This window comes from Sutcliffiella halmapala (assembly GCF_050107295.1).
GTDB lineage: Bacteria > Bacillota > Bacilli > Bacillales > Bacillaceae_I > Sutcliffiella_A > Sutcliffiella_A halmapala_A.
In genome coordinates, this window is record NZ_JBNIKR010000001.1 from 63310 (window position 1) to 80214 (window position 16905).

Here is a 16905-nt window from a genome sequence, read left to right on the forward strand (position 1 = left end):
TTAAAATTCAAATTAGTTCGGGTTTTATTTAGACTAAAACACTTTTGTCCCAGCCTCTTCCTTTCCATCAAGACAATAATTTCGCCTTAGTAAACCTTTCACCTTCATCCATCCAACCTTCAAATTCCTTGGTGTTGATGCAGACCGACTTGCCGTATTTACTAGACTGAATCAGCGCCTTCACATGCCCCCGTTTATTTTCATGGTTACTCAGGTCAAGCTCCTTGGAGATGTCCTCAAAAATGGATAGGATCAGCTTTTCTTCCACTTTAGTGGGATGGACAACGTTTAGCCCCATGCGACTGACCTCATCCCGATAGAATCGGAAGTTATGATGTGTATTGGACTCGAGAAAATGATGGATGATTTCTTCTGCTGGCCGGTTGTGGCGGTTCCCAAGCAGAGGCGGGGCAAACGTCCTGATCTGCGAGACGGTTCTTTCTGCGTGTCCCAACAGTAAAGGGTGGACCTGGTTTTGAATAAGTGTTTGCAGTGGTTGCGTTGGATTCCCAGAAGTCGAGAGGTTGAAGCTTTCACGTACGCTGGACAAAAAATAACTAACATCGCGCCAGCTTATATTCATGCCATCATTGATGCGGTCATTCCGGACAGATGGATCAAATGGGCTTAAGGATGCCTGTTTGGTCATGACTAGCCTGCTTGCCCCAAGTGACAAGAGAGTTCCTGCACTATGGGCCACGTTCGGGATGATAATCTCAAACTCTTTGAAATACTGCCTGATCAGATTCACTATATTAAATGCCGTGGTCGTATCCCCGCCACCGGTCCGTAAAAAGAGTGATAGCCCTTCCGATTCCTCCATAGCCTCAAGATGCCTCGCGAGCGGTTCCAGGATATCTTCATAAATACCGCTTACCATTACAAGGATGCTTGTGCCACGCAAGCTTTCCAAGGCTTTTAAATCTCTCATAAGATTTCCCCTCCAATTCGAGTGCTTGTCCCATAGTAAGAGTTAATACCTGTATATGTGAAAAAAATGGACCTTAGAACTGATATTTTCACAGAGTCTTAGTATCAATATGGTCGGATGGAAGGGAATATAAAACAGGTGGTTGGAAATATATATTGGCTTGGAGTGCTTGGAGTTATAAGTGGCAGAAAGCAGTCAGAATATTTGCCAATGGCCTTATTAAGCATCAATCCCCGTTAGAAGTCCATTAGCGACAATGATTGCTCCAAAAAAGCCATCCGACAGACGTTTCGAAGTCTTTTCGGACAGCCTTCTCTTAAACGGTATTTATCCAATAAAACCCGCTACCACAACCAGCAGTAGCGGAGAAATCATCACCCTCCAAAAAAGAAATCTATCACATTCGAAGCGGTGGAGGTGTCCTTGTTATAGAATTCCGAGTAGCCGCAGTTCTTGCAAAATACGACGATGAAGCGGTTATGCTGAATATCGAACATTTTGGAAAGCCCTGTTCCGGTTGTGGCAATTTCTTTTGTTCCTGCGTTGGTGGATCCGCATTTGATACAGCCTTTTTCTTTCATGTTAAATCCCTCCTGATATATTTTATTACTATGTATTACGTACATAGTGGAGAGAGGTTTCATGGAAAAGAAAATGAATTACTGGCAGCCGAAAAATGAATCCACGCGCCTTAAAAAAGCTAACCGATCGGCACCTGCAGCTCCGTCACATACTCATTGGTATCCACCGTCACCCAGTCGCCCTTGTGGTAGATTTCACGTACTGGCCCTATCACGTTATACCTGTTCTCCATAATCCACTCAAACAAGGCACGCGATGTTTCTCCTATAGTGGAAAAGGGCCCTTTATGCACCACGCAAGCCATCTTTTCCACGGCTGGCAGCTCGTGCACCTTCACCGTCGCATTCCCGGGAATCACTTTCGTAATCGGCTCGGCAATCTCCAGATCGATGGCAGAATCAGTGTGAACATACAAGCCTGAATGGTATATCGTCATACAAGGTATGGTCCGCTTGGCTTCTGAACAGTCAATGTGATCGTTTACCTGTCCCCACAGCCTTTCGCAAAATGTATCAAAGCTCTCTTCTTTAAATTCTTCTCTGATGGACGCCACTAATATCGGCTCCACTTTCTTGATTGAGATGTCATTCATCATCGGTACCCCTCCGTTTTTTATGAGAAAAATGTTGGTACGGAGACGTTCGAGTCTGTTGGTTTCCTGCTCGAGCAATTTTTCCAGGGACTCGGCTTTTGATTCAAGCATAGGGATGAGTTCCTTGTTGACAGGCGTGTCCAAAAGAACCTTCACGATTTCCCCAAGTGAGAATCCTGCATCCTTCAGCGCAGCGATTTTATTGATCAACACGAGCTGACCCGCATCATAGTAGCGATAATTTGTATGCGGATCGACAAAGCTTGGCTGGATCAGGCCTATGCTCTCATAATGGTATAACGTATGAATGGACATGCCACTCACTTTTGCAAATTCCCCGATTTTAAACATGCTCATCACTCCTCCAACAGACTTTACAGATGTGCACCTCTGCCGTCTACCTTAAGTATAGGGTCTTGGGTAACCCGAGAGTCAACGCCAGATTTAAAATTCCCGGAAAAGGGGTATAAGGTAACTGAGGAAATAGCGAGAGGAAGATACTGTGATACGAATTGTGGGAATGACAAAGGATCATCATTTAGATAAAGATATTTCGATCGACAACTTGGATGTGAACGCCTATAAATGGGTCTGGGTGGACTTTGACCAGCCTACAGAAGCAGAACTCGGGCACCTGGAGACAACATTCCATTTTCATCCGCTGGCGATTGAGGATTGTATACATAGACTGCAGCGGCCGAAGCTGGATTATTATGAGGACCATACGTTTTATGTGACACATTGCATTGAGGAGAAGGAAGAGGAAATCTCAAAAGAGGAACTGAATTTCTTTTTGGGGGAAAAGTATGTTGTCACATTCCATCATGCCCCTTCCAAAGAAGTGAATGATGTATGGAACAATTTGCTGGCCTTACCAAAGAACGTGAATAAGTGGGATGAACATTACGTTTTCTATGAAGTTCTGGACAATGTGGTGGATAATTATTTTCCTTTCCTTTATAGCATGGAAGATCAGCTCGATAAAATCGAGGACAATACCCAAAACAAGTCGATGAACCAATTGATGGAGGAGCTGTTTGATACAAGATATGCCTTGTTGAACCTCAGGCATACCATCAATCCGATGCGGGATCTGCTTTATAGGATGTTGAATTCGCACCGCTTAAGTGGCGTGTTGAAAAGAAAGGAATATTTCTCGGATATCTATGACCACCTCCTGAAGCTCTCCGAAATGGTGACGAACAACAGGGAGTTGACGGCAGATATCAGGGATAATTATCTTTCCTTGAACTCCCATCAATCAAACAATGTCATGAAGGTCCTGACTATCATCACGTCCATTTTCGCCCCGCTGACGTTTATTGCGGGAATCTATGGAATGAACTTCGAGAACATGCCCGAGCTGAGATATCATTACGGATACTTTGTTGCGCTAGGTGTCATGGCGGTCATGGGAGTGAGCTTGTTTATATGGTTCAAGATGAAGGGATGGTTCAAATGATTTTGAGGAAGGGAAATGCCGCTCCTTGTAGAATGATATATATAATGACGGAGGCTGCCTGGGAAAGGTGGTCTTTTTTTCATGGAGGAGGATGTACCATTAAAACAAACTATCTATTACTTATCGTGTTCGGCATACTTTTTCTGTCAGGCTGTTCTTTCATGGAGCGCAATGAGAAAATGCAGAATCTCGTTGCAGAGGACGAAAATAAATATGCCATTTTTGTGGCTGGAAAAGTCGATACCATCACATTTGAGTTGCTTGAAGAGCATTCCATCCATCATGTCCAGTCCGTGTGGCATGAGGAGTCGCTCCAATTTTTCAGGGATGAATATGCCTTTTTGGAGATTGATAGAACCCCGACCTTCATAGTGTTCGATCATAAGAAAATCGTTTATAGGACGCATGATCAAGATGAGTTGATCGAGTTTATAAAAGATAATAAACCGAATTGATCATGTATCCAATCCAATAAAAATCATCTCGGTTTCATTAAATAGGTCGTGTTTCTGCTAAAATATACCTGTAGCACAAGTCTACCAATCTACCGGAAACATGCTTTTTAAAAAAAGGAGTCTTACCATGCACAGATTGATGCTTATTGAAGATGATGGGCAGCTAAGTGAACTGATCTGCGCCCATCTGGGACGGTACGAATATGAGGTGCACGCCCCAACGGATTTCCGGAATATCGTTGATGAATTTACAAAGATACAGCCGGACCTAGTTTTATTGGATATTAATCTACCATATTATGATGGATATTTTTTATGCAGGAGCATTCGCCAGCAGTCGAATGTGCCGATCATCATCATTTCTGCGAGAAGCTCGGAAATGGATCAGATTATGGCGATCGAGCTCGGGGCGGATGATTATATGACGAAGCCTTTCACGTTTGAGATATTGCATTCGAAAGTGAAAGCGGCGATACGGCGGGCATATGGGGAATACGCGGGACAGGATAGCAGCAGTGTGTCGGTGGGGTCACTGAGCGTCGATAGCCATACGCTGAGCCTAACCTTTAACGACAAAAAGCTGGAGTTAAGTAAAAACGAGTTCAAGCTGCTGAAAAAGCTGATGGAACAGCATCATACATACATTTCAAGGGAGTCCTTGATGGAAGAGGTGTGGGACACGGTGACGTTTGTCGATGATAATACACTGACGGTTAATATGACGAGGATCAAACAGAAGCTCGCAAGCCTCGGGATGCCAAACGTCATCACCAGCAAAAGAGGAGTAGGCTATATGCTGAGCGTTCCAGGTGAATCCAATGATTAAGCAGGTTTTCATGAAATACCTAAAGGACCGAATGCTCCTCATCCTTTTTTATCTCCTCAACATGGCAGCTGTCGTTACCTTTTTCCATCTGAGCGAGCCCGCCAACACGGAGGTATGGTACCCGTTATCGATAGGGGGATTCCTGTTGGTGGTGTACTTGATCTGGGATTGGTTCCGCTATTTTCAACAGAATCAGGCGCTAGAGCAGATGCTTCAAAATCAACCTGTTGAATTTCATCCACACACGGAAGAACAGAAAACTTTTCAACAATGGATGAGCAAGACGAACCATGAACATTCAAGAGAGTTGAACGATCTCAAAGAGCAGAACAAGGAAAGACTCTACTTTCTTTCCCATTGGATGCACCATCTCAAGACGCCGGTGTCCGTGATGGAATTGATGCTCCAGAACGAGAAGGAAACAGAAGATAACACGGCGGTGCTGGAGAAAATCAAGCTAGAGAACAGACGATTACATACATCGATTGAACAAGGATTGACGATGATCAGGATGGATAGCTTTGAAAACGACCTGGAAGTCCAAGGGGTGGACCTACTTCAGTCCTTGCGAAAAATCATAAATAGTAGAAAAAGTGAGCTTATCTATCATTCTATCTTTCCAGCAATTGAGTGTGAGGAGGCTTCCTCTATTATCACGGATCCGAAGTGGAATGAAGTGATGCTCGATCAGATCATTTCCAATGCGATTAAATATTCGAGCTTGAAAAAAGGCAGCAAAAAACTGCGGCTCGTTGTAGAAAAGGAAGGTACCGACACACTTCTTTCCATTATCGATGAAGGGGCGGGAATTCCTTCGTATGACGTGGAGCGGATCTTTGAGCCATTTTTCACCGGTGAAAATGGGAGAACGTTCCGGAATTCTTCAGGGATCGGCCTCTACCTCTGTAGGAAAATTGCCGACAAGCTGAACCATACAATCAGCATCAAATCAGAAGTAACAAAAGGAACCAAGGTCACCATCCGATACCTTACAAAACTGTAAGGTATTTTTAGTGGGAGAAATGGCTCCGAAAATAGCAACCATGTAAGATAAAAATAGAAAGCAGAGGGGGGACATAGAAATGACAGAACCAATTTTAAAAGCTAGCAAGCTAGTCAAAATATATGGGGAATCCAGCGGCGAAGGGTCCACAAAAGCAATTGACGGGGTGGACCTCTCGATAAACAAAGGCGAGTTCATCGCCATCATGGGTCCATCCGGAAGCGGCAAGACGACACTGCTCCACATGCTGAGCGGTATCGATAAGCCAACATCAGGCGAGGTGGAAATCAGCGGCCGCCCGGTCAACTCCATGAACGGCGAGGAATTGGCCGTGTTCCGCCGCAAGAGGCTTGGATTTGTTTTTCAGGAATTCAATCTCCTGGACAGCTTGACGGTGAGAGAGAACATCATGGTTCCGATGGTGTTGGAGAAAAGAACGGCTGCCGATATGGAGGAAAAAGTGAATGAGCTCACTCACCTGTTCGGTATCAATACCATCCTAAGTAAATATCCCTTCAAAATATCCGGAGGTCAGCAGCAGCGGACTGCGGTCAGCCGTGCGCTTGTGAACGACCCGAGCATCATTTTCGCCGATGAACCGACCGGCAATCTAGATTCCAAATCATCCTCGGTCATCATGGAATGCTTTGAAAAAATTGTGGAGGAGCTGCAAACAACGGTATTGGTGGTCACACATGACGTGTTTGCGGCGAGCTACTGTCGCAAGGTGGTCTTTATAAAAGATGGACGGATTGATTCCTATATCGTGAGAAAAGGCGATAGAAAAGAGTTTTTGGACCAGATCATGGATAACCTTGCCGTTCTTGGGGGCAGAAGCCATGACCTTTAATCAGCTTGTCTGGAAGATGGCAAAGCGAAATAAGGGGAAATATATTTTCTATTATTTGTGCAATAGCTTTGCTGTCTTGTTCTTTTTCATGTATGCAACGGTTTATTTTAACAAAAGGATAGTGGAGGTAAAGGAGCTGGAATCCATCCAGGACGCACTGGCCATCCCGGGAGTGGCACTGGTCGTCTTTACGGTGTTTTTCATCAACTACGCCCACAGGATTTTTACGAGAAGGCGGCGGAAAGAGTTCGGATTGTTGATGACCCTGGGCATGTCCAATCGGGATATCGTGAGGCTCCTGCTGGTTGAAAATGGCGTGATCGCGGCATCGTCCATTGCCAGCGGGCTATTGACTGGGACGGTCTTTTCAAGACTATTCTTTCTAGTTTTGATGAACAGTGCCGGAACGAGGCAGGTTCCGTTTCATCTTTCATTCGAGATGTTTAGCTATTCCATCGTGGCATTTCTGATTGTTTTTCTTGTATCAGTTGGCATCACACTTTACCTTACGCTGTTCCGAACGCTTTCTGATAGCCTGAAGAGCGACCGCGTTGCTGATGCGATCAAGCTGCGAAGCCCGCTGCTTGGTGGTTTCGGTGTCGCGCTCGTCATCGGTTCGGGATTGATGCTTTATTTCAACTATTTGAACGAGTCGAATCCAGGTGGCGACGGATTGACCCTCCTGGTTTGGACCATTGCGCTCTTGTTCGGGCAGTATATTGCCCTTTCGCAATCGATGAGCTTCTTTATCGAAATGGCGAAGAAACATAAACCATTCTATTATCGGAAGCTATTATTTTTGACGAGTCTGGAATATAAATTCAAACAGCTTACGGCGATCCTGATGCTGGTGACGGTCATGGGAATGGTGACGATTTTCTACACGACGTTATTGCTGTTCATCTATTCGGCTACAGAAAAGCAGGTGGTGGACAATCATCCTTATGATATTGCGTTTGTGGAGACGGAAACGAAAAACAACATTTCGGAGATGGAACTAGTGTCCATTTTTGAAGGGAATCCAATAAAAGAAAATCTGACCATCCAGCTTTTCGATTACCATGAAGAGGATCCGTACTGGGAGGATCTGATCAACCGCTATACCTTCATGCCACTGTCCGACTTTCATCGCCTGACTGGGTCGTCCAAGGTAGTCGGGGAGGGGGAGTACATCTATTTTCACAATCAAATGCCCGAATATGCCGGTGGGGATAGCATTTACGAAAATGGTTTGACCCTTGAAAAAGGAAACATTAAGTTAACCTTAAAGGACTCGATTGTGGAAAAACAAGTCAACAACTTGAGCTATCCATACACAGACTTTCTGGTAGTAAACGATGCGGAATACGGGAAGCTGAAGAACCGCCTTGCTGAGGGGGAGGCCAGCATCCATCTACTGAACGTGGAAGACTGGAAGGAGTCAGAGGCTGCTGTGGCGGAGTTGGAGCAACAAATGTTGGAACACAACCAGTCAACGCCGCTATTCAACAATTTGCACTATTCCTATCTCACAGAAGAGGAATTGTTCAAGCCCTCATCCAGAATAGCCGATTACAACTACCAACGAAACTCCAGCGGGATCATGTTCTTCGTTTCCACCTTTATCAGCGTGCTATTCTTCTTTGGATCGTTCATTTTGCTTTATCTGAACGTCTTTTCCAACATCGAGCAGGATAAAGAGAAATATCGCAAGCTGTATAAAATCGGAATTACGAAAAAGGAAATCCAGCGCCTCAACGCTGGCGAACTGAAGGTGCTTTTTTTCTTCGCACCACTGCTCGGAACGGCCGTAGCCTTCCATTACATTGTCGTCTTCGCCAAGGATGCAGGCGGAATCATGCAGAACCCAAGCTTTTTCATTCACTTCCTCACGATTGCGAGCATCTACCTGGTGATACAGACAGGGTACTATTTTTATGCGAAGAGGAAGATGATGAAACAGCTGGAAATATAGAGGCTGAAAACGGGCACAACCTGATTGGCAGGTTGTGCTTTTTTTACATAGAACCAGGACATAAAAAAGCCTGAGAAACATTCATTTCTCAAGCTTTCCTAATTTCTTTATCCTCAAACTGTTCCCAGTTCGTGATTTTTTCCAACACGATGGAAAGCAATACCCCCATGATCAATCCGTTTGTCAAAAACGGCTGCAGTAATACGGGCAACGGTCCAAATACAGCCGGTGACGTATTCATCAGACAAACTCCCAACAGTACCGGCGCTGCAAGACGGAAGATCGTATCCGAATTGAACACTGCTCCACGCAAGCTTCCATAGGCTGTACCGAACAGCTGTAGATAGGCCACAAACAATACCGCATTCCCGACCGTCATCGGCATCGTCACAAGGAACGAGGTCAATGGTGGCAGCAGCCCGATCACAGCAAGCAACATCCCACCAAGGAAGAACGGCCGTTTATCCAAAATGCGTGTACTTTGTAAAAATCCAATGGTGGAAGTGAACGGCGTATACGGCACGAGCCCGAACAAGGACGCCACCATCGAAAACAATCCTGTAAAGAAGAACGAGTTCCGGAACTGGGCGGGCTTTGGTTTTTCACGATAGAGCTCTGCTGCTGCCTGAACGGAAGCGATCGTGTTGCTCAAATTCAGCATGCCAGCAAAGAACGCGACGGTGATAATGCCATATTCCAGATTAGGTGCACCAAGTGGAAATAACCTGAATGAAAAGGCTGCAGCTGGAGATTCCTGTCCGCTCTCCGGAAATAGAACCACATAAAGCATCCATCCCACAACAATTCCAATCAATATCGCAAAGTTCCCGATCACTTTTGGTGCCTTAATTTTCAGTACACTGACAAAGATAACAAGGAATAGGGATAGTAGACTGATCGGTACGTTCATGGTGCCGTCATCCGTAATCCCAAGCATCCCCTGAAAGAATACCATCATAAGCTGGAAGGTCAGCAGGAATAAGTAGACCGTCATCACCATCGGCGTAAAGATTTTAGGAAGAACAGTGGTCCAGCCGAAAAGGGCCATCAGCATCGTGACACCGCCAGCCAGCAGAAGACCTGTTGCAAGTCCGCCTCCTATTTCCGTGAAGCTCATGCCAAGTGAAGAAGCGGTCAATCCCAGGTTCAGCATCACGCCCCATAATAGACCGGAGTGCCCTTCCAACAGTGGATAGCGGTGGCCCATCCAGCCCTGGAAAATGCACGCCAGCCCTGTGAACAGAAGCGATGCACTCAGCATCACCCGGCTCACTTCCGGTGAAACGTCAAAAGCCGCTCCTATCGATAGAGGAACGACTACGGTGTTGGCAAAAATAAAAAACAGCCATTGTATCGATGAAAAGACTGTAAAGGATGATAGCAGATTTTTCATAGTAAGACTCCTCTTTTATCTGTTTCCTCAAAAACCTCGATTTCCTGAAGCGGGGCCACGCGTTTTTTCGAATCGTTTGAACCCCATATATTCACAAGCATTAGGATAAGTATCAATATCAATAGAAATAGAATCGTTTTCATATATTCATCCTGCCTTTCCCCTAATATATGGTACCATATGTACAACTATATGTATGATATTTGTTTTGTTGAGAAATCATAGGTAAAACATATGATTGGGGGGAGAACCATGGATATCCGGCAGTTGCGCTATTTCACTGTTATCGCGGAAGAGAAAAACATATCACAGGCGGCCAGAAAACTGCATATGTCCCAGCCACCGCTGAGTCAGCAGCTGAAGCAGATGGAGGAGAATCTTGGTGTTGCGCTTGTCTACAGAGAGGGCAAAAAGCTTCATCTTACGGAAGCCGGTGAAAGGCTGTACCATCATGCGGTCCAAATCACCAAGATGATGGAGGAAAGCATGGAGGAAGTGAAAGAGGTGGGACAAGGTCTGAAGGGAGCGTTGAAGTTCGGTGTGAACACACTTTCTGAAACATCACTGCCACAGCTTCTTTTCGAATTCAGGGAGCAATATCCAGCAGTCACTTATGAAATCCATCAAAATGAATCCGTGCAATTATTTCAGTTATTGAGGGAAAGGGTGATCGATCTCGCCATCATCCGTTTTCCGGTACATTCCGAGGAGTTCTCAAGCATCATGCTGAAAACCGAACCATTCTATTTTGTAAACAGGGCGCCTTGGACAGCTGAAGTAACGCTCTCGACCATTTCTAAGGTGCCGCTTATTTTGCCAAGCACCAAAGGACAGGGACTCTATGACTTCTCCGTTCAAGCCTTTGCCAAGCACGGACTGACCCCCAATATTGTCTGTGGGTGCTCAGATTTGAGCCTACTTTCCAGGCTGGTCCAGCAAGGATTCGGTGCAACCATGGTACCGGAAAATGCCATGCACATTTTCGAAAAGGCCGATGTCCACTCCTATCCTATGGAGGACGCCGACCTTGTATCTCAATATGGAATTGCCTGGATGAAGAAGTATTACTTGTCCAATGTGGCGGAGCGGTTTTTGGAGATGTATCGGAAGAGTGTTGGGGAGTAATCATTCGCTACATTATAATAGTTTTCTACATGTATATATAACCTTATCTAAACCATGTTCATGAAGGGTGCCTAACTTTAGCTTTAATTCTGATCCATGTATGGAGATTATCTTTGAGGTGCGTACTACAGAAGGTTTGAGAAGGCCTGCTTATTCCCAATATTCGATAATGACATCAAACTCATTTCTTGGCAATTTACTCGTTACTGGTGAAACAATGACATCAACATCAACAGTTAATTCGGCGTTGTTTAGTCCTCCTCGTTATCCCGCCAGTCATAACTTTTACTAAGTAGAACTACATCTTTAGCCATGTATTTTTCTTTTATTTTGTCTAAAACCTCTTGTCTTTCTTGCTCATCTAACATATCAAGTTCCTTCATAATCTTTTCAGATATAGACATTTTTTCACCTCCAATTGTTTTCTTACATAATAACTCAAATTGATTAGTTCAAAACATCAATCTACTTTAATACCCCTACAAGCTCATCGGTGTATTGTCTGGAGAGAACATAGAGTGTATGAGTATCTGTAACATCCATGAAAGAGCCATACATGTTGCCAGCCTCTTCCGGAAGCCACATATAATACGTATTGTCACCGAGTATTACTTTATATTGCGGATCAGCCATGTCAGCTGTGCCAGACTCCCTTTTTGCTGTTTCAAAAGCATTGGTGAATACTCCGATTTCATTTTTATTAGTAAAAGTATTCAATGATTCATCCACAGTTTCCGAAAACGAGGCCATTTCATATACTTCCACCTGCTTAAGGTCGGATGGGAAATTGGATTTGCTGCAACCGACGATGATGAATAGTAAAAATAGGACTGTAATTGTCTTTTTCATTGTTTTACCCCCGCTTTGATAGAAACTAGAATTCCCGCTATTCCGGCTATCAGGACCTTCGGGAACCAATACCCAAAGAGCCCCTCCGACAGATGTACCTTCATTTTCTGAAAGAACGTGGCGCCCTGCACCCATTCAACGGACCAGCCGAAGCCGAACATGGTAGGGAGGCTGAGCAATATATAGATGATGATAAATGTAAGGATGGGTTTCATGGGTTCATTCTCCTATCTCCAAGTCAGTAAGTTCAAAAAACTCGGCGTCTGGTTTCATCCTTTTTATCCCTTTATCTGACTGAAAATATATTTCTTGATCCTTTTCATAAAATACGGTGATGGTTGTATTTCCGATTTCTATCAAACTTGTTTTAATACGTGGCATAGCTTTTCCGTCCCAATCGAATGACTCATTGATAAATTGCACGATAGACATAATCGTCGGCTCGTCGGTAATTTCTGTACACCCTTGATCTTCGGGATCCTGATAGATGCAGATCCGCTGATCCGGTGTATCCTCTATCCATTTTGTCGCAGTGAGAATCGGTGTTTTATCAAACGTAACCTCTGTTTGTTCGGCCACTTGATTGTAGCTGGCAGAGATCCTGAGCACACCATCGAACCCTTCCTTCGTCCAACGGGAATAAAAGCCGCTCCAATCATTTTCCGAAGTATCGTCATCAAGGGCAGAGTAGATAGATTCCGCTTTCCACCCTAATTCTGGTAGCTCATTTAAATAATATTGATAAATATCCTGCCACTGATCACCTTTAGTGACATACCGTTGATCCTTAAATTTCAAGCCATTGTAAAAGGGAATATCTTTGTGATGCTCTGGGACGATGGACATCCCGGCATATTTATCGCCCGAGGGTGTGAGGAGGTGAGAGGCAAACCAGGTTACTGTGATAACAAGAATAATCGTACCGAACAGCGACCAATTAAAATTTTTCATTTTATAACTCCCTTGTGAAAAAATTTACAATTCCTAGTGAAATTACCAATCTATTGTGTTATATTTTTAAAAATTCAATTATTTGCTACTGGAAGGGGTCACGATGAAACTAGATGACAAGAAGAAACGTGTTCAAGTGAAGTATCGTGAAAAGGTGAAGGCCCAGGATAGTAAGGGTCAATTAGAAATAATTGTTATTTCCATTATAATTGTTATTGCATTGGGTTTGGGAATTTTTTACGGAATCGATCCGTTTGTGAAAAAGGATGAACCAATCATTATCAAGGTGGAGTAGCCATGCTGATCAAATACATCAAGTGTCAGGTAGAGGAAGAGAGTCGTGCGGGGTTTTCAAAAGCCCAGAAAAAATGGAGCGATCTTGCTGAAGTGGAGGGGTTTCTTGGTCAGTTTGGTGGCTGGTGTGAAAACGGTCAAGCGGTGATTTTCGGTTTTTGGGAGAGCAGGCAGGCCTATCAGCATTTTATGGAGCATATTCATGACACTATTTTTCTCGAAAATAATCAAGGGAATACCTATCGCTCCATAACGGTCAAACTGTTTGAAGGGAAACTTGAGAAGCGAGGATGGTTAGACAGGGCTGGGTCGGCTGGCCGGTTATATGTGAGTGAAACGGGGCAGGGGGATGCTACTACATTTTTTAATGCAAAAGGGGAGTATCTCCGAGTTTCTATTTCTCAAATAAAAGATGCAAGCTTAATAGAGTTGGAGCCGAAATGGAATGTAAAAAAAGGAGAGAATGAATCATGACAACACTTGAAACAAAACGGCTTAATCTTAGGCAGGTACATATCGACGATGCAGAACGGATCGAGGAACTGGCAGGTGATTATGAGCTTGCAAAGACAACGCTGAATGTCCCTTATCCTTACCCGGAAGGCGGAGGAAAGGATTTCGTTGAAGTGTTCAGCAAGAAGGAAAATCTTGTACTATTTGCAATGGTGGAAAAAGAGAGTGATAGCTTGATAGGACTGATCAATCTCAATCTGACTCCAGCCTATGAAAGAGCGGAGCTTGGGTACTGGGTAGGTCGGCCTTACTGGGGCAAGGGCTTTGGAACAGAGGCTGCTCAGACGGTGACGGAATATGGCTTTGAGGAGCTCAAGCTGAACAAGATTTTTGCAGGGGCATACAGCGATAATCCTGGCTCTTGGCGCATCATGGAGAAGCTCGGCATGACGCATGAAGGAACCTGGAAGCAGCATGCCAAGAGGTTTGGGCGCTACATTGACCTGACTTATTATGGACTTTTACGGGAAGATTACGAAAAAGCCAAAGCGGGTGAGTAGATGAAAAGCTGGAAGTTTCCTTTTCTGCTGCTTGCAGGAATCGGCGTCTCTTATCTGGGAAACTGGATTTACCTCATCGCTATCAATCTATCGATACTAAATCTGACCGGTTCGGCAGCTGCGGTTGCCGGACTTTACGTGATCCGCCCGATTGCAATTTTGATTACGAATACCTGGGCGGGGAGTGTTATCGACCGGGTCAATAAAAGGAAGCTGATGATCGGGGTGGATGTGGTACGGGGACTGCTCGTCTTCCTGATTCCATTCATCGAGTCCTTATGGGTCATATATTTTCTGCTATTGCTGATTAATATAGCGGGTGCTTTTTTCGGCCCGAGCTCTTCCGTGTACATAACAAAATTAATTCCTGCGGCAGACAGAAAACGGTTCAACTCACTGATGAGCATGACGAGTTCAGGCGCCTTCTTGTTGGGACCGGCAATTGCAGGGGTGCTTATCATGCTGGTAGGGACGGAGCTCTGCATTTTCATCAACTCGGCAACATTCCTGGTTTGTGCGTTCTTCATCTACCTATTGCCGAATGTCGATGAGTTGGTAAAAGAAAAGCGCGAACGTGTCACCTGGAGCATGCTTGTGGGAGACTGGCGGATTGTAAAAAGGTTTGCGCAGGGCGCCACCTACTTCATGGTCGTGTATCTTTTATTCCAAGGCGCGATGCTGACCGGTTTTGCGCTCGATTCCCAGGAGGTTACGTTCATCAAGCAGCATCTGTTGCTGACTGATCAGGATTACGGATTGATTGTGAGTCTGACTGGTCTCGGGGCATTGGCAGGTGCGGCGGCTGCTGCGATGGTGGCGAACAGGGTACCGCTTCGGTTTTACATCGGAGGGGGGATGCTTTTTACGAGCGTCGGTTATCTCTTATTCTATGCATCCTTCAGCTTCTGGACTGCCACTTTGGCATTTGTGTTTCTCGGATTTTTCATGGCCTTCGCGAACGCTGGCTATGCGACGTTTTTTCAGCAGAGTGTCCCTGTGGAGATTATGGGGCGGTTCGGCAGCTTGGCTGAAATGCTGCAGGCGATTGTACAGATTGTGTTGACCTTGATACTTGGTGTAGCGGCTGACTTGTTTACGATCCAAACTGCGTGCATTGTCTTCAGTTTTGCTGGGGTGGTGCTGGCTGTGGGACTTTTTATCACGGTGCTGCTGCCGTCCAAACAAGTCCATTTTAACGAGGGGAAATTGGAGGCGTAGTTGATGAGAGAAAAAATCCGGAGTGATTTAGTGCATTATCAACATGCACATAGCAATAAATGGAATCAGGTTCTGCACTACTTCGCATTCCTGTTTGCCTTTTTGGCGTGGATTTTCTTGTTTATCAATGTTTATGTGACGATCTGTTTGGGGGTGCTGCATTACCTTTTATCGTGGATTGGTCATTTCTACTTTGAAGGTAATAAGCCTGCGTCGTTTAAACGGCCATGGCTAGGGTTTTATGCGGGATTTACTTGGTTTTTTATGAGGAGTATCGAGTTGGTGACGGGGAGAAGGGTGTTGCCGAAGTAATGGAACAAACGCTTGGAAGATGGGACCCAAGCGTTTTTGCGTTCTATGACTTTACTTTGAACATTCCAGTCATATTTGGAGCATAATTTTTAAAATCATACTTTTCATAAAAATCCTCTTTCCCGTCAGCGGCGAACAATCCGATAAATGCCTTAGCTGGAGCATGTTCATCTATGTATGTTGTCAAGCCGTCCATAATCGCTTTACCTATTCCATATCCCTGGTAATCAGGATGAACCACTATATCCTGAACGTAAAAATAGATGGCACCATCCCCTACAATCCTACCCATACCGATTATTTCGTTCTTATTCTTTACAACAACCGAAAAGAGTGAATTTCGAAGTGAGATCTCCGCAACATCAAAATTCATATATTCTTTCCATCCGACACTTGAACATAAGTAGATGTATTCATCCAGTGTTGGAGATATATTTTGTAGAATCTCATATTCTATCATTCAGTTTTCCTCCTTATAATTCGCATCTATTACTTATTATTCAGAGAATCTATAAATCCTTCATGGTTTTCTTATAAATTATAGGGTGATGAATGGGGATGGTACCGTCACGGTCGGGTGAGGGTAGGAGAAGCGGTACGAAAGAAGAGGTTTCATAGCGTCACTTTGGGAAAATTGGCCAAATGAAGGAATCAAAAGCCCTGGTATGATTCCATCCCCCCAGGAGACCCGCCCAAGTGAAGGAATCAAAAGCCGAGAATGATTCCCTCACCCCAGGACCCCCGCCCAAGTGAGGGAATCAAAAGCCGAGAATGATTCCATCCCCCCAGGACCCCCGCCCAAGTGAAGGAGTCAAAAGCCGAGAATGATTCCCTCACCCCAGAAAACCCGCCCAAGTGAAGGAATCAAAAGCCCAGAATGATTCCCTCATCCCAGGAACCCCGCCCAAGTGAAGAAATCAAAAGCCCATAATGATTCCCTCATCCCAGGACCCCCGCCCAAGTAAAGGAATCAAAAGCCCATAATGATTCCCTCACCCCAGAAAACCCGCCCGAGTAAAGGAATCAAAAGTCATAATTCCACAATAAATAGAAACAGCCCAACATAACCTAGTTGGACTGTTAACGACTATTAAG

At 44.7% G+C, this 16905-nt stretch carries 21 protein-coding genes; 12 read left to right on the forward strand and 9 right to left on the reverse strand.

The genetic code is table 11. The features are described 5' to 3' along the window. Window positions 1-67 precede the first annotated feature (67 nt). From ACQCT5_RS00340 to ACQCT5_RS00350, 3 genes are all read right to left on the reverse strand, one after another. On the reverse strand, window positions 68-931 hold the full coding sequence (locus ACQCT5_RS00340; protein WP_499637631.1) for an SDH family Clp fold serine proteinase: 864 nt from the start codon (window positions 929-931) through the stop codon (window positions 68-70). 374 nt (window positions 932-1305) lie between these two features. Further along, on the reverse strand, window positions 1306-1512 hold the full coding sequence (locus ACQCT5_RS00345; RefSeq protein WP_499637634.1) for a zinc ribbon domain-containing protein: 207 nt from the start codon (window positions 1510-1512) through the stop codon (window positions 1306-1308). Between the two features lie 119 nt (window positions 1513-1631). Further along, entirely contained in the window at window positions 1632-2456 is an 825-nt protein-coding gene (locus tag ACQCT5_RS00350; protein ID WP_499637637.1) for a MerR family transcriptional regulator, read from the reverse strand. 151 nt (window positions 2457-2607) lie between these two features. Between ACQCT5_RS00350 and corA the strand changes: the two genes are divergently transcribed. From corA to ACQCT5_RS00380, 6 genes are all read left to right on the forward strand, one after another. Next, the gene (gene corA, locus ACQCT5_RS00355; RefSeq protein WP_499637639.1) at window positions 2608-3567 is read left to right on the forward strand and encodes a magnesium/cobalt transporter CorA; all 960 of its coding nucleotides are present in this window, start codon (window positions 2608-2610) and stop codon (window positions 3565-3567) included. Then, window positions 3564-4022, forward strand: a complete 459-nt coding sequence (locus ACQCT5_RS00360) for a hypothetical protein (protein WP_499637642.1) — start codon at window positions 3564-3566, stop codon at window positions 4020-4022. The genes corA and ACQCT5_RS00360 overlap by 4 nt, the downstream gene beginning before the upstream one ends. Window positions 4023-4149: 127 nt before the next feature. Then, window positions 4150-4848, forward strand: coding sequence for a response regulator transcription factor (locus tag ACQCT5_RS00365; protein WP_499637645.1), 699 nt, complete (start codon window positions 4150-4152; stop codon window positions 4846-4848). Further along, complete coding sequence (locus ACQCT5_RS00370; protein WP_499637648.1) at window positions 4841-5851, forward strand: sensor histidine kinase; 1011 nt, start codon at window positions 4841-4843, stop codon at window positions 5849-5851. Before ACQCT5_RS00365 ends, ACQCT5_RS00370 begins: the two co-directional genes overlap by 8 nt. A 79-nt stretch (window positions 5852-5930) precedes the next feature. Continuing rightward, window positions 5931-6701 (forward strand): ABC transporter ATP-binding protein, encoded by a 771-nt coding sequence (locus tag ACQCT5_RS00375; RefSeq protein ID WP_499637651.1) that lies wholly within the window; start codon window positions 5931-5933, stop codon window positions 6699-6701. After that, complete coding sequence (locus ACQCT5_RS00380; RefSeq protein ID WP_499637654.1) at window positions 6691-8655, forward strand: FtsX-like permease family protein; 1965 nt, start codon at window positions 6691-6693, stop codon at window positions 8653-8655. The genes ACQCT5_RS00375 and ACQCT5_RS00380 overlap by 11 nt, the downstream gene beginning before the upstream one ends. Before the next feature lie 88 nt (window positions 8656-8743). On the opposite strand, the gene ACQCT5_RS00385 is transcribed toward ACQCT5_RS00380, so the two are convergent. After that, the gene (locus ACQCT5_RS00385; protein WP_499637657.1) at window positions 8744-10048 is read right to left on the reverse strand and encodes a uracil/xanthine transporter; all 1305 of its coding nucleotides are present in this window, start codon (window positions 10046-10048) and stop codon (window positions 8744-8746) included. A 252-nt stretch (window positions 10049-10300) separates the two neighbouring features. Between ACQCT5_RS00385 and ACQCT5_RS00390 the strand changes: the two genes are divergently transcribed. After that, on the forward strand, window positions 10301-11173 hold the full coding sequence (locus tag ACQCT5_RS00390) for a LysR family transcriptional regulator (protein ID WP_499637659.1): 873 nt from the start codon (window positions 10301-10303) through the stop codon (window positions 11171-11173). 251 nt (window positions 11174-11424) lie between these two features. Here the strand turns inward: ACQCT5_RS00390 and ACQCT5_RS00395 are convergent, their stop codons facing one another. The 4 genes from ACQCT5_RS00395 to ACQCT5_RS00410 all read right to left on the reverse strand — a co-directional run bounded on the left by ACQCT5_RS00395 (window position 11425) and on the right by ACQCT5_RS00410 (window position 12973). After that, on the reverse strand, window positions 11425-11577 hold the full coding sequence (locus ACQCT5_RS00395; RefSeq protein ID WP_499637662.1) for a hypothetical protein: 153 nt from the start codon (window positions 11575-11577) through the stop codon (window positions 11425-11427). A 61-nt stretch (window positions 11578-11638) separates the two neighbouring features. Next, complete coding sequence (locus ACQCT5_RS00400) at window positions 11639-12022, reverse strand: YhfM domain-containing protein (protein WP_499637665.1); 384 nt, start codon at window positions 12020-12022, stop codon at window positions 11639-11641. Next, entirely contained in the window at window positions 12019-12237 is a 219-nt protein-coding gene (locus ACQCT5_RS00405; protein ID WP_499637668.1) for a hypothetical protein, read from the reverse strand. The genes ACQCT5_RS00400 and ACQCT5_RS00405 overlap by 4 nt, the downstream gene beginning before the upstream one ends. Before the next feature lie 4 nt (window positions 12238-12241). Continuing rightward, window positions 12242-12973 carry a hypothetical protein gene (locus ACQCT5_RS00410; RefSeq protein ID WP_499637670.1) on the reverse strand — a complete coding sequence of 244 codons (732 nt, stop codon included), beginning with the start codon at window positions 12971-12973 and terminating at the stop codon, window positions 12242-12244. A 103-nt stretch (window positions 12974-13076) separates the two neighbouring features. On the opposite strand from ACQCT5_RS00410, the gene ACQCT5_RS00415 reads away from it, so the two are divergent. Genes ACQCT5_RS00415 through ACQCT5_RS00435 form a run of 5 tightly spaced genes read left to right on the forward strand, consistent with a single transcriptional unit; the run spans window position 13077 to window position 15810 of the window. Further along, window positions 13077-13268, forward strand: coding sequence for a hypothetical protein (locus tag ACQCT5_RS00415; RefSeq protein WP_499637673.1), 192 nt, complete (start codon window positions 13077-13079; stop codon window positions 13266-13268). Between the two features lie 2 nt (window positions 13269-13270). Then, complete coding sequence (locus ACQCT5_RS00420) at window positions 13271-13741, forward strand: YdbC family protein (protein WP_499637676.1); 471 nt, start codon at window positions 13271-13273, stop codon at window positions 13739-13741. Further along, on the forward strand, window positions 13738-14280 hold the full coding sequence (locus ACQCT5_RS00425; protein ID WP_499637679.1) for a GNAT family N-acetyltransferase: 543 nt from the start codon (window positions 13738-13740) through the stop codon (window positions 14278-14280). The genes ACQCT5_RS00420 and ACQCT5_RS00425 overlap by 4 nt, the downstream gene beginning before the upstream one ends. Then, on the forward strand, window positions 14281-15498 hold the full coding sequence (locus ACQCT5_RS00430; protein ID WP_499637682.1) for an MFS transporter: 1218 nt from the start codon (window positions 14281-14283) through the stop codon (window positions 15496-15498). Between the two features lie 3 nt (window positions 15499-15501). Next, on the forward strand, window positions 15502-15810 hold the full coding sequence (locus tag ACQCT5_RS00435) for an Mpo1-like protein (protein ID WP_499637685.1): 309 nt from the start codon (window positions 15502-15504) through the stop codon (window positions 15808-15810). A 43-nt stretch (window positions 15811-15853) separates the two neighbouring features. Here ACQCT5_RS00435 and ACQCT5_RS00440 read toward each other — a convergent pair whose 3' ends face one another. Next, complete coding sequence (locus ACQCT5_RS00440) at window positions 15854-16270, reverse strand: GNAT family N-acetyltransferase (RefSeq protein ID WP_499637688.1); 417 nt, start codon at window positions 16268-16270, stop codon at window positions 15854-15856. Window positions 16271-16905: the final 635 nt, after the last annotated feature.

Excerpts from the sequence above, each read along its gene's own strand:
- ACQCT5_RS00350 (WP_499637637.1), bottom strand. The coding sequence starts at position 2,456 with ATGTTTAAAATCGGGGAATTTGCAAAAGTGAGTGGCATGTCCATTCAT.
- ACQCT5_RS00345 (WP_499637634.1), bottom strand. The coding sequence starts at position 1,512 with ATGAAAGAAAAAGGCTGTATCAAATGCGGATCCACCAACGCAGGAACA.
- ACQCT5_RS00340 (WP_499637631.1), bottom strand. The coding sequence starts at position 931 with ATGAGAGATTTAAAAGCCTTGGAAAGCTTGCGTGGCACAAGCATCCTT.
- ACQCT5_RS00405 (WP_499637668.1), bottom strand. The coding sequence starts at position 12,237 with ATGAAACCCATCCTTACATTTATCATCATCTATATATTGCTCAGCCTC.
- ACQCT5_RS00410 (WP_499637670.1), bottom strand. The coding sequence starts at position 12,973 with ATGAAAAATTTTAATTGGTCGCTGTTCGGTACGATTATTCTTGTTATC.
- ACQCT5_RS00370 (WP_499637648.1), top strand. The coding sequence starts at position 4,841 with ATGATTAAGCAGGTTTTCATGAAATACCTAAAGGACCGAATGCTCCTC.
- ACQCT5_RS00420 (WP_499637676.1), top strand. The coding sequence starts at position 13,271 with ATGCTGATCAAATACATCAAGTGTCAGGTAGAGGAAGAGAGTCGTGCG.
- ACQCT5_RS00400 (WP_499637665.1), bottom strand. The coding sequence starts at position 12,022 with ATGAAAAAGACAATTACAGTCCTATTTTTACTATTCATCATCGTCGGT.
- ACQCT5_RS00365 (WP_499637645.1), top strand. The coding sequence starts at position 4,150 with ATGCACAGATTGATGCTTATTGAAGATGATGGGCAGCTAAGTGAACTG.
- ACQCT5_RS00375 (WP_499637651.1), top strand. The coding sequence starts at position 5,931 with ATGACAGAACCAATTTTAAAAGCTAGCAAGCTAGTCAAAATATATGGG.
- ACQCT5_RS00435 (WP_499637685.1), top strand. The coding sequence starts at position 15,502 with ATGAGAGAAAAAATCCGGAGTGATTTAGTGCATTATCAACATGCACAT.
- ACQCT5_RS00390 (WP_499637659.1), top strand. The coding sequence starts at position 10,301 with ATGGATATCCGGCAGTTGCGCTATTTCACTGTTATCGCGGAAGAGAAA.
- ACQCT5_RS00430 (WP_499637682.1), top strand. The coding sequence starts at position 14,281 with ATGAAAAGCTGGAAGTTTCCTTTTCTGCTGCTTGCAGGAATCGGCGTC.
- ACQCT5_RS00415 (WP_499637673.1), top strand. The coding sequence starts at position 13,077 with ATGAAACTAGATGACAAGAAGAAACGTGTTCAAGTGAAGTATCGTGAA.
- ACQCT5_RS00440 (WP_499637688.1), bottom strand. The coding sequence starts at position 16,270 with ATGATAGAATATGAGATTCTACAAAATATATCTCCAACACTGGATGAA.
- ACQCT5_RS00425 (WP_499637679.1), top strand. The coding sequence starts at position 13,738 with ATGACAACACTTGAAACAAAACGGCTTAATCTTAGGCAGGTACATATC.
- ACQCT5_RS00385 (WP_499637657.1), bottom strand. The coding sequence starts at position 10,048 with ATGAAAAATCTGCTATCATCCTTTACAGTCTTTTCATCGATACAATGG.
- ACQCT5_RS00380 (WP_499637654.1), top strand. The coding sequence starts at position 6,691 with ATGACCTTTAATCAGCTTGTCTGGAAGATGGCAAAGCGAAATAAGGGG.
- ACQCT5_RS00360 (WP_499637642.1), top strand. The coding sequence starts at position 3,564 with ATGATTTTGAGGAAGGGAAATGCCGCTCCTTGTAGAATGATATATATA.
- ACQCT5_RS00395 (WP_499637662.1), bottom strand. The coding sequence starts at position 11,577 with ATGTCTATATCTGAAAAGATTATGAAGGAACTTGATATGTTAGATGAG.